19 protein-coding genes are annotated in these 14,815 nt (G+C 39.3%); 14 read left to right on the top strand and 5 right to left on the bottom strand.

Going from position 1 to position 14,815, the window contains the following annotated elements:
- The first annotated feature begins 28 nt into the window (after nucleotides 1-28).
- The 10 genes from KO561_RS01755 (at nucleotide 29) to KO561_RS01800 (ending at nucleotide 6,862) form a co-directional block, all read left to right on the top strand.
- Nucleotides 29-406: a TIGR02328 family protein gene (locus KO561_RS01755; RefSeq protein ID WP_231095453.1), complete on the top strand. Its 378-nt coding sequence runs from the start codon at nucleotides 29-31 to the stop codon at nucleotides 404-406.
- A 75-nt stretch (nucleotides 407-481) separates the two neighbouring features.
- Entirely contained in the window at nucleotides 482-736 is a 255-nt protein-coding gene (locus KO561_RS01760; protein WP_231095455.1) for a transcriptional regulator SplA domain-containing protein, read from the top strand.
- Nucleotides 729-1,757, top strand: a complete 1,029-nt coding sequence (splB, locus tag KO561_RS01765) for a spore photoproduct lyase (RefSeq protein ID WP_231095456.1) — start codon at nucleotides 729-731, stop codon at nucleotides 1,755-1,757. The genes KO561_RS01760 and splB overlap by 8 nt, the downstream gene beginning before the upstream one ends.
- Nucleotides 1,758-1,840: 83 nt before the next feature.
- Nucleotides 1,841-2,305, top strand: a complete 465-nt coding sequence (locus tag KO561_RS01770; protein ID WP_231095457.1) for an NUDIX hydrolase — start codon at nucleotides 1,841-1,843, stop codon at nucleotides 2,303-2,305.
- A gap of 76 nt (nucleotides 2,306-2,381) precedes the next feature.
- Complete coding sequence (locus KO561_RS01775; protein WP_231095458.1) at nucleotides 2,382-2,903, top strand: type 1 glutamine amidotransferase domain-containing protein; 522 nt, start codon at nucleotides 2,382-2,384, stop codon at nucleotides 2,901-2,903.
- 183 nt (nucleotides 2,904-3,086) lie between these two features.
- Nucleotides 3,087-3,572, top strand: a complete 486-nt coding sequence (locus KO561_RS01780; protein ID WP_231095459.1) for a DUF456 domain-containing protein — start codon at nucleotides 3,087-3,089, stop codon at nucleotides 3,570-3,572.
- A gap of 30 nt (nucleotides 3,573-3,602) precedes the next feature.
- Entirely contained in the window at nucleotides 3,603-4,406 is an 804-nt protein-coding gene (gene thiD, locus KO561_RS01785) for a bifunctional hydroxymethylpyrimidine kinase/phosphomethylpyrimidine kinase (protein ID WP_231095460.1), read from the top strand.
- Nucleotides 4,407-4,505: 99 nt separating this feature from the next.
- Nucleotides 4,506-4,931 carry a DUF4064 domain-containing protein gene (locus KO561_RS01790; RefSeq protein WP_231095461.1) on the top strand — a complete coding sequence of 142 codons (426 nt, stop codon included), beginning with the start codon at nucleotides 4,506-4,508 and terminating at the stop codon, nucleotides 4,929-4,931.
- A gap of 52 nt (nucleotides 4,932-4,983) precedes the next feature.
- Nucleotides 4,984-5,901 (top strand): ABC transporter ATP-binding protein, encoded by a 918-nt coding sequence (locus tag KO561_RS01795; protein ID WP_231095462.1) that lies wholly within the window; start codon nucleotides 4,984-4,986, stop codon nucleotides 5,899-5,901.
- On the top strand, nucleotides 5,894-6,862 hold the full coding sequence (locus KO561_RS01800) for an ABC transporter permease (RefSeq protein ID WP_231095463.1): 969 nt from the start codon (nucleotides 5,894-5,896) through the stop codon (nucleotides 6,860-6,862). Before KO561_RS01795 ends, KO561_RS01800 begins: the two co-directional genes overlap by 8 nt.
- Nucleotides 6,863-6,912: 50 nt before the next feature.
- On the opposite strand, the gene KO561_RS01805 is transcribed toward KO561_RS01800, so the two are convergent.
- On the bottom strand, nucleotides 6,913-8,040 hold the full coding sequence (locus KO561_RS01805) for an MBL fold metallo-hydrolase (RefSeq protein ID WP_231095464.1): 1,128 nt from the start codon (nucleotides 8,038-8,040) through the stop codon (nucleotides 6,913-6,915).
- Nucleotides 8,041-8,239: 199 nt separating this feature from the next.
- Here KO561_RS01805 and ddlA point away from each other — a divergent pair, with 199 nt between their 5' ends.
- Nucleotides 8,240-9,340 (top strand): D-alanine--D-alanine ligase, encoded by a 1,101-nt coding sequence (gene ddlA / locus KO561_RS01810; protein ID WP_231095465.1) that lies wholly within the window; start codon nucleotides 8,240-8,242, stop codon nucleotides 9,338-9,340.
- 100 nt (nucleotides 9,341-9,440) lie between these two features.
- Nucleotides 9,441-9,638 (top strand): alpha/beta-type small acid-soluble spore protein, encoded by a 198-nt coding sequence (locus tag KO561_RS01815; protein ID WP_231095466.1) that lies wholly within the window; start codon nucleotides 9,441-9,443, stop codon nucleotides 9,636-9,638.
- Between the two features lie 106 nt (nucleotides 9,639-9,744).
- Here the strand turns inward: KO561_RS01815 and KO561_RS01820 are convergent, their stop codons facing one another.
- On the bottom strand, nucleotides 9,745-10,317 hold the full coding sequence (locus tag KO561_RS01820) for an NAD(P)H oxidoreductase (RefSeq protein WP_231095467.1): 573 nt from the start codon (nucleotides 10,315-10,317) through the stop codon (nucleotides 9,745-9,747).
- Nucleotides 10,318-10,448: 131 nt separating this feature from the next.
- Between KO561_RS01820 and KO561_RS01825 the strand changes: the two genes are divergently transcribed.
- Together KO561_RS01825 and KO561_RS01830 are read left to right on the top strand one after the other, a co-directional pair.
- Nucleotides 10,449-11,300 (top strand): LysR family transcriptional regulator, encoded by an 852-nt coding sequence (locus KO561_RS01825; protein WP_231095468.1) that lies wholly within the window; start codon nucleotides 10,449-10,451, stop codon nucleotides 11,298-11,300.
- 69 nt (nucleotides 11,301-11,369) lie between these two features.
- Nucleotides 11,370-11,726 carry a cupin gene (locus KO561_RS01830; RefSeq protein ID WP_231095469.1) on the top strand — a complete coding sequence of 119 codons (357 nt, stop codon included), beginning with the start codon at nucleotides 11,370-11,372 and terminating at the stop codon, nucleotides 11,724-11,726.
- A gap of 86 nt (nucleotides 11,727-11,812) precedes the next feature.
- Here KO561_RS01830 and KO561_RS01835 read toward each other — a convergent pair whose 3' ends face one another.
- The 3 genes from KO561_RS01835 to KO561_RS01845 form a co-directional block, all read right to left on the bottom strand.
- On the bottom strand, nucleotides 11,813-12,736 hold the full coding sequence (locus KO561_RS01835) for a DUF4349 domain-containing protein (RefSeq protein ID WP_231095471.1): 924 nt from the start codon (nucleotides 12,734-12,736) through the stop codon (nucleotides 11,813-11,815).
- Nucleotides 12,737-13,371: 635 nt separating this feature from the next.
- Complete coding sequence (locus KO561_RS01840) at nucleotides 13,372-13,770, bottom strand: GtrA family protein (protein ID WP_231095472.1); 399 nt, start codon at nucleotides 13,768-13,770, stop codon at nucleotides 13,372-13,374.
- 1 nt (nucleotide 13,771) lies between these two features.
- Nucleotides 13,772-14,803, bottom strand: a complete 1,032-nt coding sequence (locus tag KO561_RS01845; RefSeq protein WP_231095473.1) for a glycosyltransferase family 2 protein — start codon at nucleotides 14,801-14,803, stop codon at nucleotides 13,772-13,774.
- Nucleotides 14,804-14,815: the final 12 nt, after the last annotated feature.

Genomic DNA, 14,815 nt, shown 5'->3' on the forward strand with positions numbered 1-14,815 from the left:
TCTATTTTCTAAAGAAGGGTGAGTATCTATGCGACTTTGGCATGAAAGTTTAATCTCTCAGTTACCCAGACAGCAATTATTAGGGCAACATCGTGAATGCTGTGCATTACGTGGTAAAGGTTGGGGAAAGCCTCATTCTACTGTAAATTATGTATTTGTTCATTCTCCTCAAAAGCTATTTCATTACCATGAACTGGTGATGGAAGAAATGGAGAGAAGAGGTTATAACGTAAACCCACTATGGATGGATCCTTATTATCGTGGACAGGTTATGGAGCCGTACGAATCAGTAGATGAGATAGAGAGGTCGATTCCTGTTTATGAAGAACACGATGATGTCTATCTACAAGAATGTCTAGGTAATTTGGAAGAAAAGGGAATATATCTAAATAGAAGAAATGATTAATAAAGGTAGAAATGAGTCATAATAATCCCAGCTAATAAAAGAAGGGTTTATACACCCTTAAGAAAGGTGATTATTATGGATTATCATACTTACCATCCTGGAGATATTGTGTACGTTATTATTCGAAATCCGCATGCCCAAGGAGTCGCGAATGTTCAAGAAGCTGCGGTTGTAAACCATCCGGAAAAACCGGGTGAGTTGGCTTTATTCCTGTATGAAACGTATTATCCGTTAACAGACGAAGTTGCGGTTTTTACAAACGAAGCGGAAGCAAACCAAGAATTCGAGTCTATTTTTGGTACCCCTGAAATTGAGGACTATTATGGTTAAGCCATTTGTTCCACAATTAGTTTATTTTGAACCGAAGGCACTAGATTTTCCTTTAGGAAAAGAGCTCTATGAAAAATTCGAGAAGATGGGACTCGAAATAAGACAGACTACGTCTCACAACCAAGTCAGAAACCTTCCTGGGGATAATGATTTTCAACGCTATCGGACAGCTAAGTCAACGTTGGTCGTAGGGGTGCGTAAAACGCTAAAGTTTGATACGTCCAAGCCATCAGCTGAATATGCTATTCCATTTGCAACAGGCTGTATGGGGCATTGTCATTATTGTTACTTACAAACGACAATGGGAAGTAAACCATACATACGAACGTATGTAAATACAGATGAAATTCTAGATTCAGCGGATAAATACATGGAAGAGAGAGCGCCCGAAGTGACGCGGTTTGAAGCTTCCTGTACTTCAGATATTGTTGGCGTAGATCATCTGACCCATACGTTGAAACGAGCCATCGAGCATTTTGGCAAGTCGGACAAGGGAAGACTGCGGTTTGTAACGAAATTTGCTCATGTCGATCATTTGTTAGATGCGAAACATAATGGGAGAACCCGGTTTCGGTTTAGTATGAATGATGATTATGTCATTAAGTATTTTGAACCAGGCACTTCCCGATTGAAAGAAAGAATCGAAGCAGCGCGTAAAGTGGCGGAAGCCGGTTATCCTCTTGGCTTTATTATCGCCCCAATCTACCTTCACGAAGGCTGGAAGGAAGGATATGGGGAAATGCTAGAACATTTATCAGACTCCCTTCCGGAACATGCGAAGGATGGCTTAACATTTGAGTTGATTCAGCATCGCTTTACCCAACCTGCGAAACGAGTGATTCAAAAAAACTACCCAATGTCGAAGCTAGAATTAGATGAGTCCAAACGGAAATGGAAGTGGGGAAGGTACGGAATTGGAAAGTATGTTTATAAAGATGAAGAACAGGAAGATATAAAGGATACGTTAGGTAGTTATATTGAAAAATTGTTTCCAAAGGCGAAAGTTGAATATTTTACGTAAAAACAAGCTGAAAGGGCTTGTTTTTTCTATGTGAAACAATATGTAGTAAAATTTGGAGGTGGGGTGAAAGGGAGTAGATAAGAATGGGCGATTATATAATGGATTTGCGAAAATCTGTCGGTCATCAACCTTTAATTATGGTTGGATCTGGTGTAATGGTCATACGTAATGATAATGAGCTATTGCTCCAGTTGCGATCAGATACAAAAGACTGGGGAATCCCAGGAGGAGCGATGGAGTTAGGCGAAAGTTTAGAGCAAACGGCTAGACGGGAACTATTAGAAGAAACCGGATTGCAAACCAAAGACCTTCAGTTTGTGACGATGATTTCTGGTCAAGATTTATATTACAAGTATCCGAATGGGGATGAAGTGTATAACGTCATTGCTATTCACAAAGCAACAGAGGTAGAAGGGGAAATAAAAATGGAAGACGGGGAGAGCTTGGACTTACGCTATTTTCCACTTCATCAGCTACCGGTTAACATCCAATCGATTTCGAGAAAAATGATAGAAGCTTTTCAAGCGTGTAACATAATGCAAAGATAAACCGTATATAGCTAGTACATGAGATTGATTTTTCATTTTGCTAAACTATAGATAATAGGATAGGAGGTAGTTAGTTATGAGATTATCGGATAAGAAAGTTTTATCTTTTGTAAGTGATGATTTTGAAGATTTGGAGCTATGGTATCCCATTTTAAGACTTCGTGAAGAAGGGGCAACCGTTCATCTTGCGGGTGAAAAAGCTAACCATACGTACATTGGGAAATATGGGGTCCCTGCGGAAACAGATATGGCATTCTCTGACATGAAAGCAGAAGAATATGATGCGGTACTTGTGCCTGGAGGATGGGCACCGGATAAACTTAGAAGGTATCCTGAAGTTCTAGAATTTGTCCGCTCGATGGATGAATATGAAAAGCCGATTGGACAAATTTGCCACGCAGGCTGGGTCTTGATCTCAGCAGACATTTTGAAAGGGAGAAAGGTCACCAGCACGCCTGGGATCAAAGATGATATGACCAATGCTGGAGCCACCTGGTATGATGAGGCGGTTGTCGTGGACGGACATATTGTGTCTAGCCGTCGTCCACCAGATTTACCTCCGTATGTAAAGGAATTTGCCAATTTACTTGCGGATTAATGGATTAGGATGCCCTCTCCTGGAGGGTATTCTTTATTCGCTAGAAGAGTTGAAATTTTAGCAAGAAGAAACTCGACGAAGCAAAAATTTTTAAGTCCCAAGTATAAGGGCAACTAAGGCTTAGTCTGCGCTTAAAGGCTTGGCTTCGCCAAGTTTTCTTTATGATATGGAGGGGGTATGGAAATGGACCTATTAATATGGATCCTAATTATTGCTTGTTTTGTACTTAGTTTTGTAGGAATCGTGTTCCCAATCATTCCTGGAACACTAGCTCTTTGGGCAGGGTTTCTGTTGTATGTATTTTTGATTCATTCTGGAGAGCTTTCGGTTATATTTTGGATTGCGATGGTGCTCCTAACGATCTTGCTGTTTGCTGCTGACTTAATTGCCAATAGCTACTATGTTAAAAAATATGGAGGAAGTAAATGGGGAGAACGAGTTGCTGGAGTAGCGGTGATTGTGGGATCTTTTATCATTCCGCCATTTGGTATTATCATCATTCCATTTGCCGCCGTATTTGTGACTGAGCTTATACAAAAACGAACGACTCAAGAGGCATGGAAAGCATCGTTAGGCTCGTTAATTGGGTTTTTGAGCGGTTCAGTAGCCAAAGTAGTGATTCAAGTCATGATGATTATTTGGTTCTTGGTTGAGGTATTTTGGTTATGATTAGTTCCTAGATGAATGGAGGAATGTAAAGTGACGATCGCAACAGCATTGAGTATCGCAGGATCAGCCGCCCATGGTAGTGCAGGCATTCAGGCAGATTTAAAAACCTTTCAAGAGCGAGATGTGTATGGGATGGCAGCTATTACAGCTATCGTTGCTAAAAATCCAGTGACAGATTCATCTATATTTAAGCAATCGGTGGAAGCCATTCAAGCTCAGTTCTATACTGCAACAAAAAACGTTGGTGCTGATGCTTTAAAAACAGGCATGTTGTTTTCAACCGAAATTATCGAATGTGTTGTAGATCTTTTGGAAAAGGAAAGAGATAAACCTTTGGTCGTTGATCCAGTAATGATCGGAAAGATGGGATCCCAGCTTTTACATGATGATGCTATAAACGTGATGAAAGAAAAGCTCTTTCCATTGGCTACGATCATAACACCAAATCGCTTTGAAGCAGCTAAATTAACTGGAAAGGAAAAACTGAGCACTATTGAAGAATTAAAGGATGCTGCAAAAGCATTACATCAGTTTGGACCTTCCTTTGTTGTTGTGAAGGGTGGATCTATTGGTGACGAAGCCATCGATATCCTGTACGATGGTCACCTATGTATAGAGTTGTCGGAAAAAAGTGTGGATACCATTCATACAAGTGGAGCTGGCTGTAGTTTTTCTGCAGCTATTACTGCAGAGTTGGCAAAGGGTGAGACAGTCCAACATTCCGTAGATCTAGCTAAAAAGTACGTCACAGCTGCTATCCATCATGCATTATCGTTTGGTAAAGGAGTTGGGTCTACCTATCACGCAGCCTACCGGAAATATTCAAATCTTTAATAAAGTACAAATGGTAAGGAAAAATTTACAATCAGATTGAATCCTTTTGAAATGTCAGACGTATTCATTAAGGGAAGAAAATTTGGAGGAGGAATTACAGTGAAAAGAACAGTAGAATTTGTATTAACCATCATTGGCGCTGTATTGTATGGAATCTTAGCTGCTTTCGGAGGGCTTTTAAAATGGATACAAGGAAATGAGCAAGTTATGACCGACTTCGAAAATGCACTTGAAGAGGATCCTACCTTAAGCGAAACAGGCACAGATGTAGGAACAATCATGGATGCCATGAATACAGGAGCAACGACGATTTTAACCGTATCTATTCTTGTAATCGTATTAGGAATCATAGCTTTGTTCCTATTGAAAGGTAATAAAAAACCAATAGCTGCCGGAATCATTCTTATTATAGCTGGTGCTGGATCTGTATTCTTTACATATGGGCTTGGGCTGTTTGGAGCCATTTTCTATGTAATTGCAGGAATTATGGCTGTAGTAAGAAAACCAAAAACGTTAATCGAATAGAGAAGTGGGGATGTTCCCCACTTTTTCCAAAAGAGGAACTGGAGGTGCTTGTGTGACAGAAGCAGCAATGAAAATAGTTAATTTAAAGAAAAATATCGGAAAGAAACAAATTATTAAAGGGTTAGATTTTGAGATATATCCAGGAGAGGTATTTGGATTTCTCGGACCAAACGGTGCGGGAAAAACAACCACAATCCGTATGATGGTAGGCTTAATGGGGATTACAGAGGGCGATGTTCTCATTCAAGGCAAAAGCATTAAAACAAGTTTTAAAGATGCAATCCGCCATGTCGGGGCTATCGTAGAAAACCCAGAAATGTATCCATTTATGTCGGGCTGGAAAAACCTATTACATTATTCTAGGATGATTCCAGGGATTACGAAAGAGCGAATTCAAGAAATTATTTCTTTAGTTGGTCTAGAAAAAGCGATTCATGAAAAAGCAGGTAGGTACTCTTTAGGGATGCGTCAGCGACTTGGAATTGCCCAAGCTCTCCTACATAACCCATCCATCCTAATTTTGGATGAACCTACGAATGGATTAGATCCATCCGGAATTAGAGAAATCAGACAATACATACGAAATCTAGCAGAAAAAGAGAATGTTGCGGTCATCGTATCCAGCCACCTTCTATCGGAAATGGAAATGATGTGTGATCGAATTGGGATTATCAAAAATGGTGAAATAATTGCCATTGAATCGGTGAAGGATGCCGTTGGAGAATCGGATATGAAAGAAGTATCTCTAGAAGCGGAGCCAATTCAAGAAGCACGTTCCTATTTAGAGCAACGAGAGCTTAAATGGAAAGATAGCGAAAGCGGTCTCCTATTTAACGTGAAAAGAGACGATATTCCAAGTGTGGTAAAAGGGTTAGTGGAACAAGGTGTTCAAATTTATAGCATTCAGGCTCAACGATCCACGCTTGAGGATAAATTCTTAACATGGATAGGGGAGAATACGATTGAGTAATTTTTTAAAACTACTAGTCAATGAACAAATTAAACTCTACGTTCGAAAATCTACGTGGGCGATGTATATTTTACTTGCTGTCGTTATTATCGGTTTAGCTACTATCGCTCAGATTTATGGAACATCAACAGAGGAGTATGGCGATGATTGGAGAACAGAGTTAAAAGAGGAAAATAAGCAATTAGCTAAGGACATTGAAGAAATATCTGGTGAGGAATTTGCTGATGCTGCTGTTGAGATTAATCAAGAAATAATTGACAAGAACAATTATCACTTAGAGCATGACATTAAACCAGCTCTATACGATGGTTGGCAGTTTGTATTAGAAAATCAATATCTAACATCTATACTAAGCTTGTTTACGATTATTGTAGCTGCAGGTATTGTAGCTAGTGAATTCAGATGGGGGACGATAAAACTTTTACTGATACGCCCAGTATCTAGGCTGAAAATTTTATTATCTAAGTATGTATCTGTTTTACTATTTGCGTTGACAACCCTTCTCTTTTTGCTTCTATTTTCTTTAATTGTAGGTAGTATTTTCTTTGGATTTAGGGGAATTAATCCGGAGATTGTCCAAATGGGTAATAATGGATTTGAACAGGTTTCCTTAATAGGAGAAATTGTAGAAGGATACGGTTTTAAACTTGTCACACTAGTCATGATGGCGACATTTGCCTTTATGATTTCTACGATTTTCCGAAACAGTGGTTTTGCGATCGGCTTAGCCATTTTCCTAATGATGGCTGGTAATTCCATCAAGGGAGTGTTATCTCAATACGATTGGTCAAAATATGTATTGTTTGCGAATACAGATTTGACCCAATATACAGATGGGCACACACCATTTATGGAAGGAATGACATTAACGTTCTCGATCGTCGTTCTTCTTGTCTACTACTTAGTCTTTATGGTGCTGTCCTGGATTTCCTTCACGAAACGAGATGTAGCTGGACATTAAAGAAACACTCCGATCTGAATGTCAGATTGGAGTGTTTTTGATTGGGAATGTTAGCGCACTGCGCAGCGATTAGGACCTGCTTCAATTGTTTGCCATTCACTTTGATCTGCAGATTGTTGCCCCATATTGATTTTTCGTATTTGTTGGTAACTGTTTGGTTGGTCTGGTAGATTGTTGGCCACCATATTTTCAAATGCTTGGTAGCTTTCCAAGTTTAAGCGGTAATTGGAATCGTAGATAGAGTTTTTAGTGGCGTAAACAGCGCCATTTTCTTTGAGCTCGTCAAGCGAACTAAAGTGTGTTGGAAGTATGTGTACTTCATGTGGGATTGATGGAATCGTATCGTATAAAGATTTGTATAGTAAGGATGTCCATTCGTTTGCTTTTCCTGCTAAATCAGGTCTGCCGATAGATTGAATGAATAGAGTGTCACCAGTTAACAAAAACTGATTATCGATGAGAAAGCTCGTACTTCCGATGGTATGCCCTGGTGTATGAACAGCTCGGATAGAAACGGTTGCGTTGTGGAGTGAAAAAATAGTCCCATCTTCTAGTAAGGCATGGTCAAATTGCACGTGCTCCTCTTCTGGTGGGAACCAGTAGGTAGCCCCAACTTCTTCTGCAAGCATTCTTCCACCTGAAATATGATCGGCATGGAGATGAGAGTCGATTACGTCTTTGATTATAATGCCATGCTCATTGGCAAATGACAGATAAACGTCGACCATCCTGCTAGCATCTATCACAACTGCTTCTTGACCAGAGACAATCATATAGGACAAACAGCCTTTTCCCATACGAACAAATTGATAGATGGCTCCACTCTGTTGTAAGTCAGCTACCTTAATTGGTTGCAGATGTTCTCCCCATGCTCCCATACCACCGACCAAGTATGTAACATGATCCATTCCTTGCTCTCGTAGAATGGCAGTGGCTTTCTGCGCGGAAATTCCTTTGTAACAAACGACATAGACTGGTTTATCACTTGGTAGCATTGTCATGACTTGTTCCGGGTTCTCTTGAATTTCCGATAATGTTTTATGGACAGAGTAAATTTGCTCGCCTTCAATGGCCCAGTCGTGTACATCGTTCTCTCGTCTAATGTCCAACAAATGTATCTCTTCCTGGCGAATGATTTTATGGACGAGTTCCTGGACTTGAATCGGTTCTAAACTCACTTATCTTCCTCCTCTCAAAAAAATTATATCTATCTCTATACATTTTAACAAATGAATATGAATTTATAATTAAAATTAGGAGTCTAATCAAGCCCTTTTGTGTTAATCTAAAGTATAGGTTTTCTTGAATTTTCTTTATTCTTGCAAGGGTAGAGAAAGACGGGATCCAGTCGTTTTTTAACAGAAAGGGTGTTTGGGAATGGCAAAGAAGAAAGTCGGAATCATTTATGGTGGGAAATCTGCGGAGCATGAAGTATCCTTGCAATCCGCCAAAAATATCGTGGATGCAATTGATAAAGAAAAATACGATGTGGTTTTAATTGGTATAGATAAACAAGGAAAATGGCATCTAGGAGATCCTTCTAGCCATTTATTAAATGTAGAAAATCCTAAATTAATTTCTTTAAACAAATCCAATAAAGGCGTTGCTTTAGTTCCTGGAGAAAGTCAAAAGCAACTTGTTAGCCTTTCGCAAGAGGAAGGATTGGATCAGTTGGATGTGGTCTTCCCAATCGTCCATGGAACCCTTGGAGAAGACGGAAGTATGCAAGGGATGTTAAGAATCGCGAATATCCCGTATGTGGGCTCCAACGTATTAGGATCCGCTGTATGTATGGATAAAGATATTGCAAAACGTTTGCTTAAAGGTGCTGGCATATCTGTAGCTAACGGAGTGGCAGTTTCTAAGCATCAAAAGGATAGTATTCAATATTCTGTTTTGGAGAAAATGTTAGGCTTACCAATGTTCATTAAGCCAGCAAATCAAGGCTCATCTGTTGGAGTTAGTAAAGTTCGCAATGAGGAAGAATTTCACCAAGCGATTGATGAAGCCTTCCAATACGATCATAAACTCATTATCGAAGAAGCAATTGTTGGCCGAGAGGTGGAATGTGCGGTACTTGGAAACGAGTATCCGAAAGCGTCGATCCCAGGTGAGATTCTTCCACAAAGCGATTTTTATTCCTATGAGTCAAAGTACATTGATGAAAACGGTGCGGAATTAGCCATTCCTGCTGATTTACCGGATGAGGTAATAGAAAAGATCCAAAAAGCATCGGTAGAAGTATTCCAAGCATTGAATTGTGAAGGATTAGCAAGAGTGGACTTCTTCTTAAAAGAGGATGGCGAACTTGTAGTGAATGAAGTGAATACACTTCCAGGGTTCACGAAAATCAGTATGTATCCGAAGCTCTGGGAAATCAGTGGAATTCCTTATTCTGAACTAATTTCCGAGCTTATAGAATTAGCTATTGATCGATATGAGCGAGACCAACAACTGAAAAGTGCAGTTTGGGAGTGATTCCTGCCAAAGATTACATGTGTAAGTCACAAAGCTTCTCCGCATGATAAAGATTGAACAGAAAATATCTGTTCAATCCCACATAGGAGAGTGATCGGGAATGGCGGACAATAATAATCAATTATTAGTGCCAGGTGCGGAAAATGCAATGGATAACATGAAGCAAGAAATCGCCAATGAATTTGGTGTTGAGCTTGGTGCCGATACCACTGCACGTGCAAACGGATCTGTGGGTGGCGAAATGGTAAAACGTATGATCCAAATCGCTGAACAAAGTCTCCAAAATCAAAGTAAGTAACAGAGTGTGAGACAGACCAAATCATTTGATTTGGTCTGTTCTTTTTTAGATTGTCTAAGAAATAAGCTGGCTTGGTATAGTTCCAGATCCAGTCCAGCTGCGCTGGCTACTTGCCATATTCAATTCCTAGCTGATAAGCTTGACTAAGCCAATCCTCCATATACTCTGGATTCCCACTTATCGTTTCATAAAGGAGTTCAAATCTCGAACTTGGAATCCCACAGTAATCAGCTAAAGCTACGTTAAAGTATCTTTCCATCATCTCGTCATACCTTCTTTTTGTAAATCTTTCAATTGGCGCGCCTGCTAAACTTAACCACAAAACATGTTTATGAGTAAGCTTATTTGGTCCATAAGCAAAACCGTAGTTCCATACACGGTCAATATATCCCTTTAACATAGCAGGCATACTCCACCACCAGAGAGGAAAAACAAAGGCAAGTGCATCAAACTTACGCAGTTTTTCCATCTCCGCTTCCACTTCACTTGAAAAATTTTGTTGGTTTGATGTCCAATCAGGCTCATCTAATTCTCGAAGTACTGGATCAAAATTACTTTGATATAAATCCATAACCTCTGCTTCATGACCTTCCTTTTTTAGACCTAATACAAATTGGTTTGCTACCTGAAAAGTTAACGAGTTTTTCCTTGGATGAGTGACAATTGTTAGTACTTTCAAACTAAAACCCTCTTTCTTGTTAATTACTTGAATTTGTCTTGGTTTAAGTTTAATCTAAATAAGTAATTCAGTAAAATTGAAATAATTAATATATCAGTTCAGAAATAATGATAACAGGGAGGGGTAAACAAATGGAGCTAAGGCACCTTAATACATTTAGAACAGTTGTGGATGAAGGTGGGTTTAAAAAGGCAGCTGATTATTTAGGGTATGCACAATCATCCATAACAGGGCATATCAAAGAGTTAGAAAGTGAATTAGGACAGCCATTATTTGATCGATTAGGAAAACATGTAACGTTAACGGAAGCAGGGAGAAAGTTTCTACCTTACGCAGAAGATATTATAAAACTTTATTCGAAATCTAAAGATGCAATTAATGATTTACACGAACCATCTGGTCAGCTTATTATTGGTGCAAGTGAATCCATATTGACTTATTGGCTGCCAAATGTTCTCAAGGATTTCATGAAAAGCTATCCCCAAATAGAATTGATAATAAAATCACTAAACTATGATAACCTTTCCGAACAATTAAAGAAGGGTGACATAGACATCGCTGTACTAGTTGAACTCCCAGATTGGAAAGCGAATGAATTGTCAATCCATAAATTAAAAGATGAAAAGCTTTCTTTAGTGCATTTGCCAAAAGAGAAAAAAGATAAAATACCGGAAACTATACTTGTTACAGAAAGTAAATGTAGTTGGCGTCCTAATATTGAAGAATATATCAGAACGGAAGGAAAAAGTTCATTTTCAAGAATTGAGCTTCCAAGTATTGAAGCCATTAAAAAATGCGTGCTTTTCGGTTTAGGTAGATCCATTCTTCCGCGATTTGTCATGAATAATGAATTAGAAAATAAAGAAATGGAAGAATCACATTTGAATGAGGAAATAAATTCGTTAGGTGTTTATGCGGCTATTCATAAAGATAAGTGGATATCTAGGAACTTGGAAGTTTTTCTTTCCGCACTTAGATCTTAAAAAAAACGAGTGTAATCCTTTGGCGGATTCCTCTTTAGAATTATTAGGCAAAGTCATAGGAGGTACGAAATGGAGCTTTATAAATTTGATAAGGACAGTGGGAAAAAGATTACTAAATTCCATTCGAATTTTACTATGTCCCGTATTATGCAAACAGAAAAGACAACTCATATCGGTTGTATGCACTTAGAGGGAAATGATGTTATAGGTTTCCACCAAGCGGTAATACCTCAGCTCCTTCTAATTATGAATGGGGAAGGATATGTTCGCGGTGAAGAAGAAACACAAATTAAAGTTCAGTCAGGGGACGCTGTATTCTGGAAGAAGGGTGAATGGCATGAAACCAAAACAGATATAGGTTTAACTGCTATTGTGATTGAAAGCGAGGATTTAAATCCAGCATCATTCATGCCGATTAGGAAATAGGCGTTGCTTAACAAATGGGGAACGGGAACAGATAGTAGTTCCACATTCCCCTATGCTATACTCCGCAACAGACTGATACTTTCTTTCTACGAAGATTCATTCCTTTGAGCTTTTTTCACTTTTTTATACAGGATGAAGGCGCCTAAACTGAACAAGCCTACTAGCAATAACACTGGTAAATTCCCAATAATAAAGATAAACAAGCCAGAACCAAATCCGATAATGCCATTCACACTATTCATAAATTGTTCCTTTGTTTTCTCCCAAGTGTTTAGTGAATCTTTTTCTATTCCAGGTATGTTCACACTTGTTTCTATAAGTTGAATGGTGACCGTTGCTAAGTCGGATTTGTTATCGAGGTATTTCATTCTTCCTTTTATTTGCTCGATTTCCTCTTGAACCATAGCTAAATCACTAGATATTTTTAGTAGATCCTCTGTTTTTTCAGCCTTCTCCATAAATTGAAGCAACCGTTTTTCGACCACTTGTTTAGAAGCTAAACGTGATTCTAAATCTACGTATTCCTCGGTTACATCTTGCCCATTCACCGATTTATTCACAAGCTTTGTTCCGGTTTCTTCTACTGTTGTTAAAAAATCTCTAAATTTCTCTTGAGGAATACGAACGGTAATGGTGCCTTGAAGGTTTTCTTCTTCTCGATAGCTGCTTGATTCAACAATGTAACCACCTGTACTAAATACGTCATCCTCAATTGTAGAAAGAGCAGTTTGATAATCCTTTACTTCCAACTCCAGATTTGCGGTGTAAATAATTTTTCGATTTTTATCCGGAATAGGGGTTTCGCTGGATTCTGCCGATTGTGGTGTGCTTTCTTCGGTTGTTGTATCTTCACTTGTGTTTGTCTTTTCCAACATTGCTGTGCCAGTATTTGCTTCTTTGTCTGCTGCTTCTCTTCCTTCACTAGAAGTGCTACCTTCCTCATCGCTATTACTACTACACCCGACTACGAACATAACGAGAATAAAAAGTAACCCTAGTCGTTTCCACATATGACCCGCCCCTTTCCTTTTGGCTGTTTTATAGAAGGTTATTGATTTTGACAATAGATAGAAAATGCGACGTAACGATATTTGGATAATTACTAATAAGTCAAGTTTAGCCTAAGTGCGACGCTCCGGCAGAATACTTCGCTTTCCGCGGGCACGGCCTCAGCTTCCTCGGTAGAACACCACTTCCTTGAAAAAGAAACCCGCTTTTTCTGCGTGCGATGTTTATTCTAAGAAGCTTTCCTTGTCCTGCGGGATCTTCGGCTCGCGCTGTTCCCGCTGGAGTCTACGTATTCTGCCTACGCTTGTAGATATTTTCTAATATAGTGGGTTATTAACACCTATAAAATAAGTAGACCAAGAAACACCTCTGACTTGAAAAGAACTCCGCAGCGCCACATTAGCAGTAACTTGTTAAAGAATATAAAAGAATCACTATTTCGTTATGTCGTAGTTTACATCAACTACGAGTGTTAAACAGCAACAATACTTATGAAAAGTGCCTTCTTTTTTAAGTAGTCGTAAGGCAGGCATAAAGGTTACAAAAAAACAGGAAATTCCTTGGGAGAAGGATTTCCTGTAGTAACGGCCTCACTATGTTCATTACATCCACTAAGGAGGTTCAGTGGATGTAATTTCTATTTTGAAAAAACAAATCGTTTTTGCCCTACAAAATTCAATAAGGTGTAGATACCTGCTCCAACAATAATGGCAATATCCTCTACACGGTTCACGGAAAAAAGATTTACAACAGACAGAAGCTCTGTAACTAACCCAATACTAATTGAATAAGCAAGGACGTAACATATCCCAATAACGAGGAAGAATGGAAGGATCGATTGTTTCACAGGTTTATCACTTCGGAACGTAAAGGATCGATTCAAACCATAGCTCACGCATGCGCCTAATCCATTTCCTATACAGGTTGCTACCCAATAGGAGAGACCGAGGTAGTATAACCCGTACATGAAGGAGACACCTACGATTGTGTTAACGACTCCTACTGCCATGAATCTTGTGAAGAGCCTGAACTTCATCTTATCGCTTCCATTGTACCTTTTTTACTTTCATGACTTCTCCACGATTAGTCCGGAAGTATTTTAAAGGATCCTTGTCTGTATATAAATCAATATCAATGGCATATTTAGGTCTACCCTTCACCTCTAGAAAGATGCGGCTAATATATTCCCCAATGAGACCGATACCCATCAGTTGAAGGCCACCGATTGTCCATATCGAGATCATAAGCGACGTCCAACCGGCATCAGTTGCACCCATCAGTTTTTGAAGTAAGGCATAGCTTCCTGCTAGTCCACTAATGAAGAAAATAACAAGTCCTAAATAGGTGACAAATCGGATGGGAGCGATACTAAACGAAGTGAGTCCATTAATAGCAAACGATAGCATCTTCTTTAATGGGTACTTCGTTTCGCCTGCTAGTCGTTCCTTCCGATCATAATAAACCTCGGTTGTCTTCAACCCAATCAATGGAATAATTCCTCGTAAGAATAAGTTTGTTTCTCTATAGCGACAAAGCTCCAAAAGGGCCCGTTTGCTCATCAAGCGATAATCCGCATGGTTGTAGACGAGTGGGATCCCTAGTTTATTCATGATTCGGTAATAACCTTGGGCGGTTGACCGTTTGAAAAGCGTATCTGTTTCCCTATTTTGGCGGACCCCATAGACGATGTCATAGCCTTCTTGATACTTTAAGGCAAAATCACGAATAACCGAGATATCGTCTTGAAGATCTGCATCAATGGAAATTGTGCAATCTGAGATCGTTTGTGCTCTTTCTAAGCCTGCTAATAAGGCAAGCTGGTGACCTACATTTTTAGCAAGCTTCACTCCAGTCACATACTTGTTATGAGAGCAAGCGCGCGCGATTAGTCTCCACGTTTGATCCTTGCTCCCATCATCCACAAATAGGAGCTTGCTAGTCGGTGCGATTAAGTGGTCTTCAATGAGATTATCTAGTACCCCACTAAGCTGTGCTATGGTGTCTCCTAGTACTTCTTCTTCGTTATAACAAGGAACAACGATTGTTAATAAAGGCATCTTTTGCTGCATGAAGTTTTCCTC

The sequence above is a fragment of the Radiobacillus kanasensis genome (assembly GCF_021049245.1).
Taxonomy (GTDB): domain Bacteria; phylum Bacillota; class Bacilli; order Bacillales; family Amphibacillaceae; genus Radiobacillus; species Radiobacillus kanasensis.

What these genes read in the sequence shown, in the direction of transcription:
- KO561_RS01755 (WP_231095453.1), top strand. Translation starts at nt 29, where the DNA reads ATGCGACTTTGGCATGAAAGTTTAATCTCTCAGTTACCCAGACAGCAA.
- KO561_RS01760 (WP_231095455.1), top strand. Translation starts at nt 482, where the DNA reads ATGGATTATCATACTTACCATCCTGGAGATATTGTGTACGTTATTATT.
- splB (WP_231095456.1), top strand. Translation starts at nt 729, where the DNA reads ATGGTTAAGCCATTTGTTCCACAATTAGTTTATTTTGAACCGAAGGCA.
- KO561_RS01770 (WP_231095457.1), top strand. Translation starts at nt 1,841, where the DNA reads ATGGGCGATTATATAATGGATTTGCGAAAATCTGTCGGTCATCAACCT.
- KO561_RS01775 (WP_231095458.1), top strand. Translation starts at nt 2,382, where the DNA reads ATGAGATTATCGGATAAGAAAGTTTTATCTTTTGTAAGTGATGATTTT.
- KO561_RS01780 (WP_231095459.1), top strand. Translation starts at nt 3,087, where the DNA reads ATGGACCTATTAATATGGATCCTAATTATTGCTTGTTTTGTACTTAGT.
- ddlA (WP_231095465.1), top strand. Translation starts at nt 8,240, where the DNA reads ATGGCAAAGAAGAAAGTCGGAATCATTTATGGTGGGAAATCTGCGGAG.
- KO561_RS01815 (WP_231095466.1), top strand. Translation starts at nt 9,441, where the DNA reads ATGGCGGACAATAATAATCAATTATTAGTGCCAGGTGCGGAAAATGCA.
- KO561_RS01825 (WP_231095468.1), top strand. Translation starts at nt 10,449, where the DNA reads ATGGAGCTAAGGCACCTTAATACATTTAGAACAGTTGTGGATGAAGGT.
- KO561_RS01830 (WP_231095469.1), top strand. Translation starts at nt 11,370, where the DNA reads ATGGAGCTTTATAAATTTGATAAGGACAGTGGGAAAAAGATTACTAAA.
- KO561_RS01835 (WP_231095471.1), bottom strand. Translation starts at nt 12,736, where the DNA reads ATGTGGAAACGACTAGGGTTACTTTTTATTCTCGTTATGTTCGTAGTC.
- KO561_RS01840 (WP_231095472.1), bottom strand. Translation starts at nt 13,770, where the DNA reads ATGAAGTTCAGGCTCTTCACAAGATTCATGGCAGTAGGAGTCGTTAAC.
- KO561_RS01845 (WP_231095473.1), bottom strand. Translation starts at nt 14,803, where the DNA reads ATGCAGCAAAAGATGCCTTTATTAACAATCGTTGTTCCTTGTTATAAC.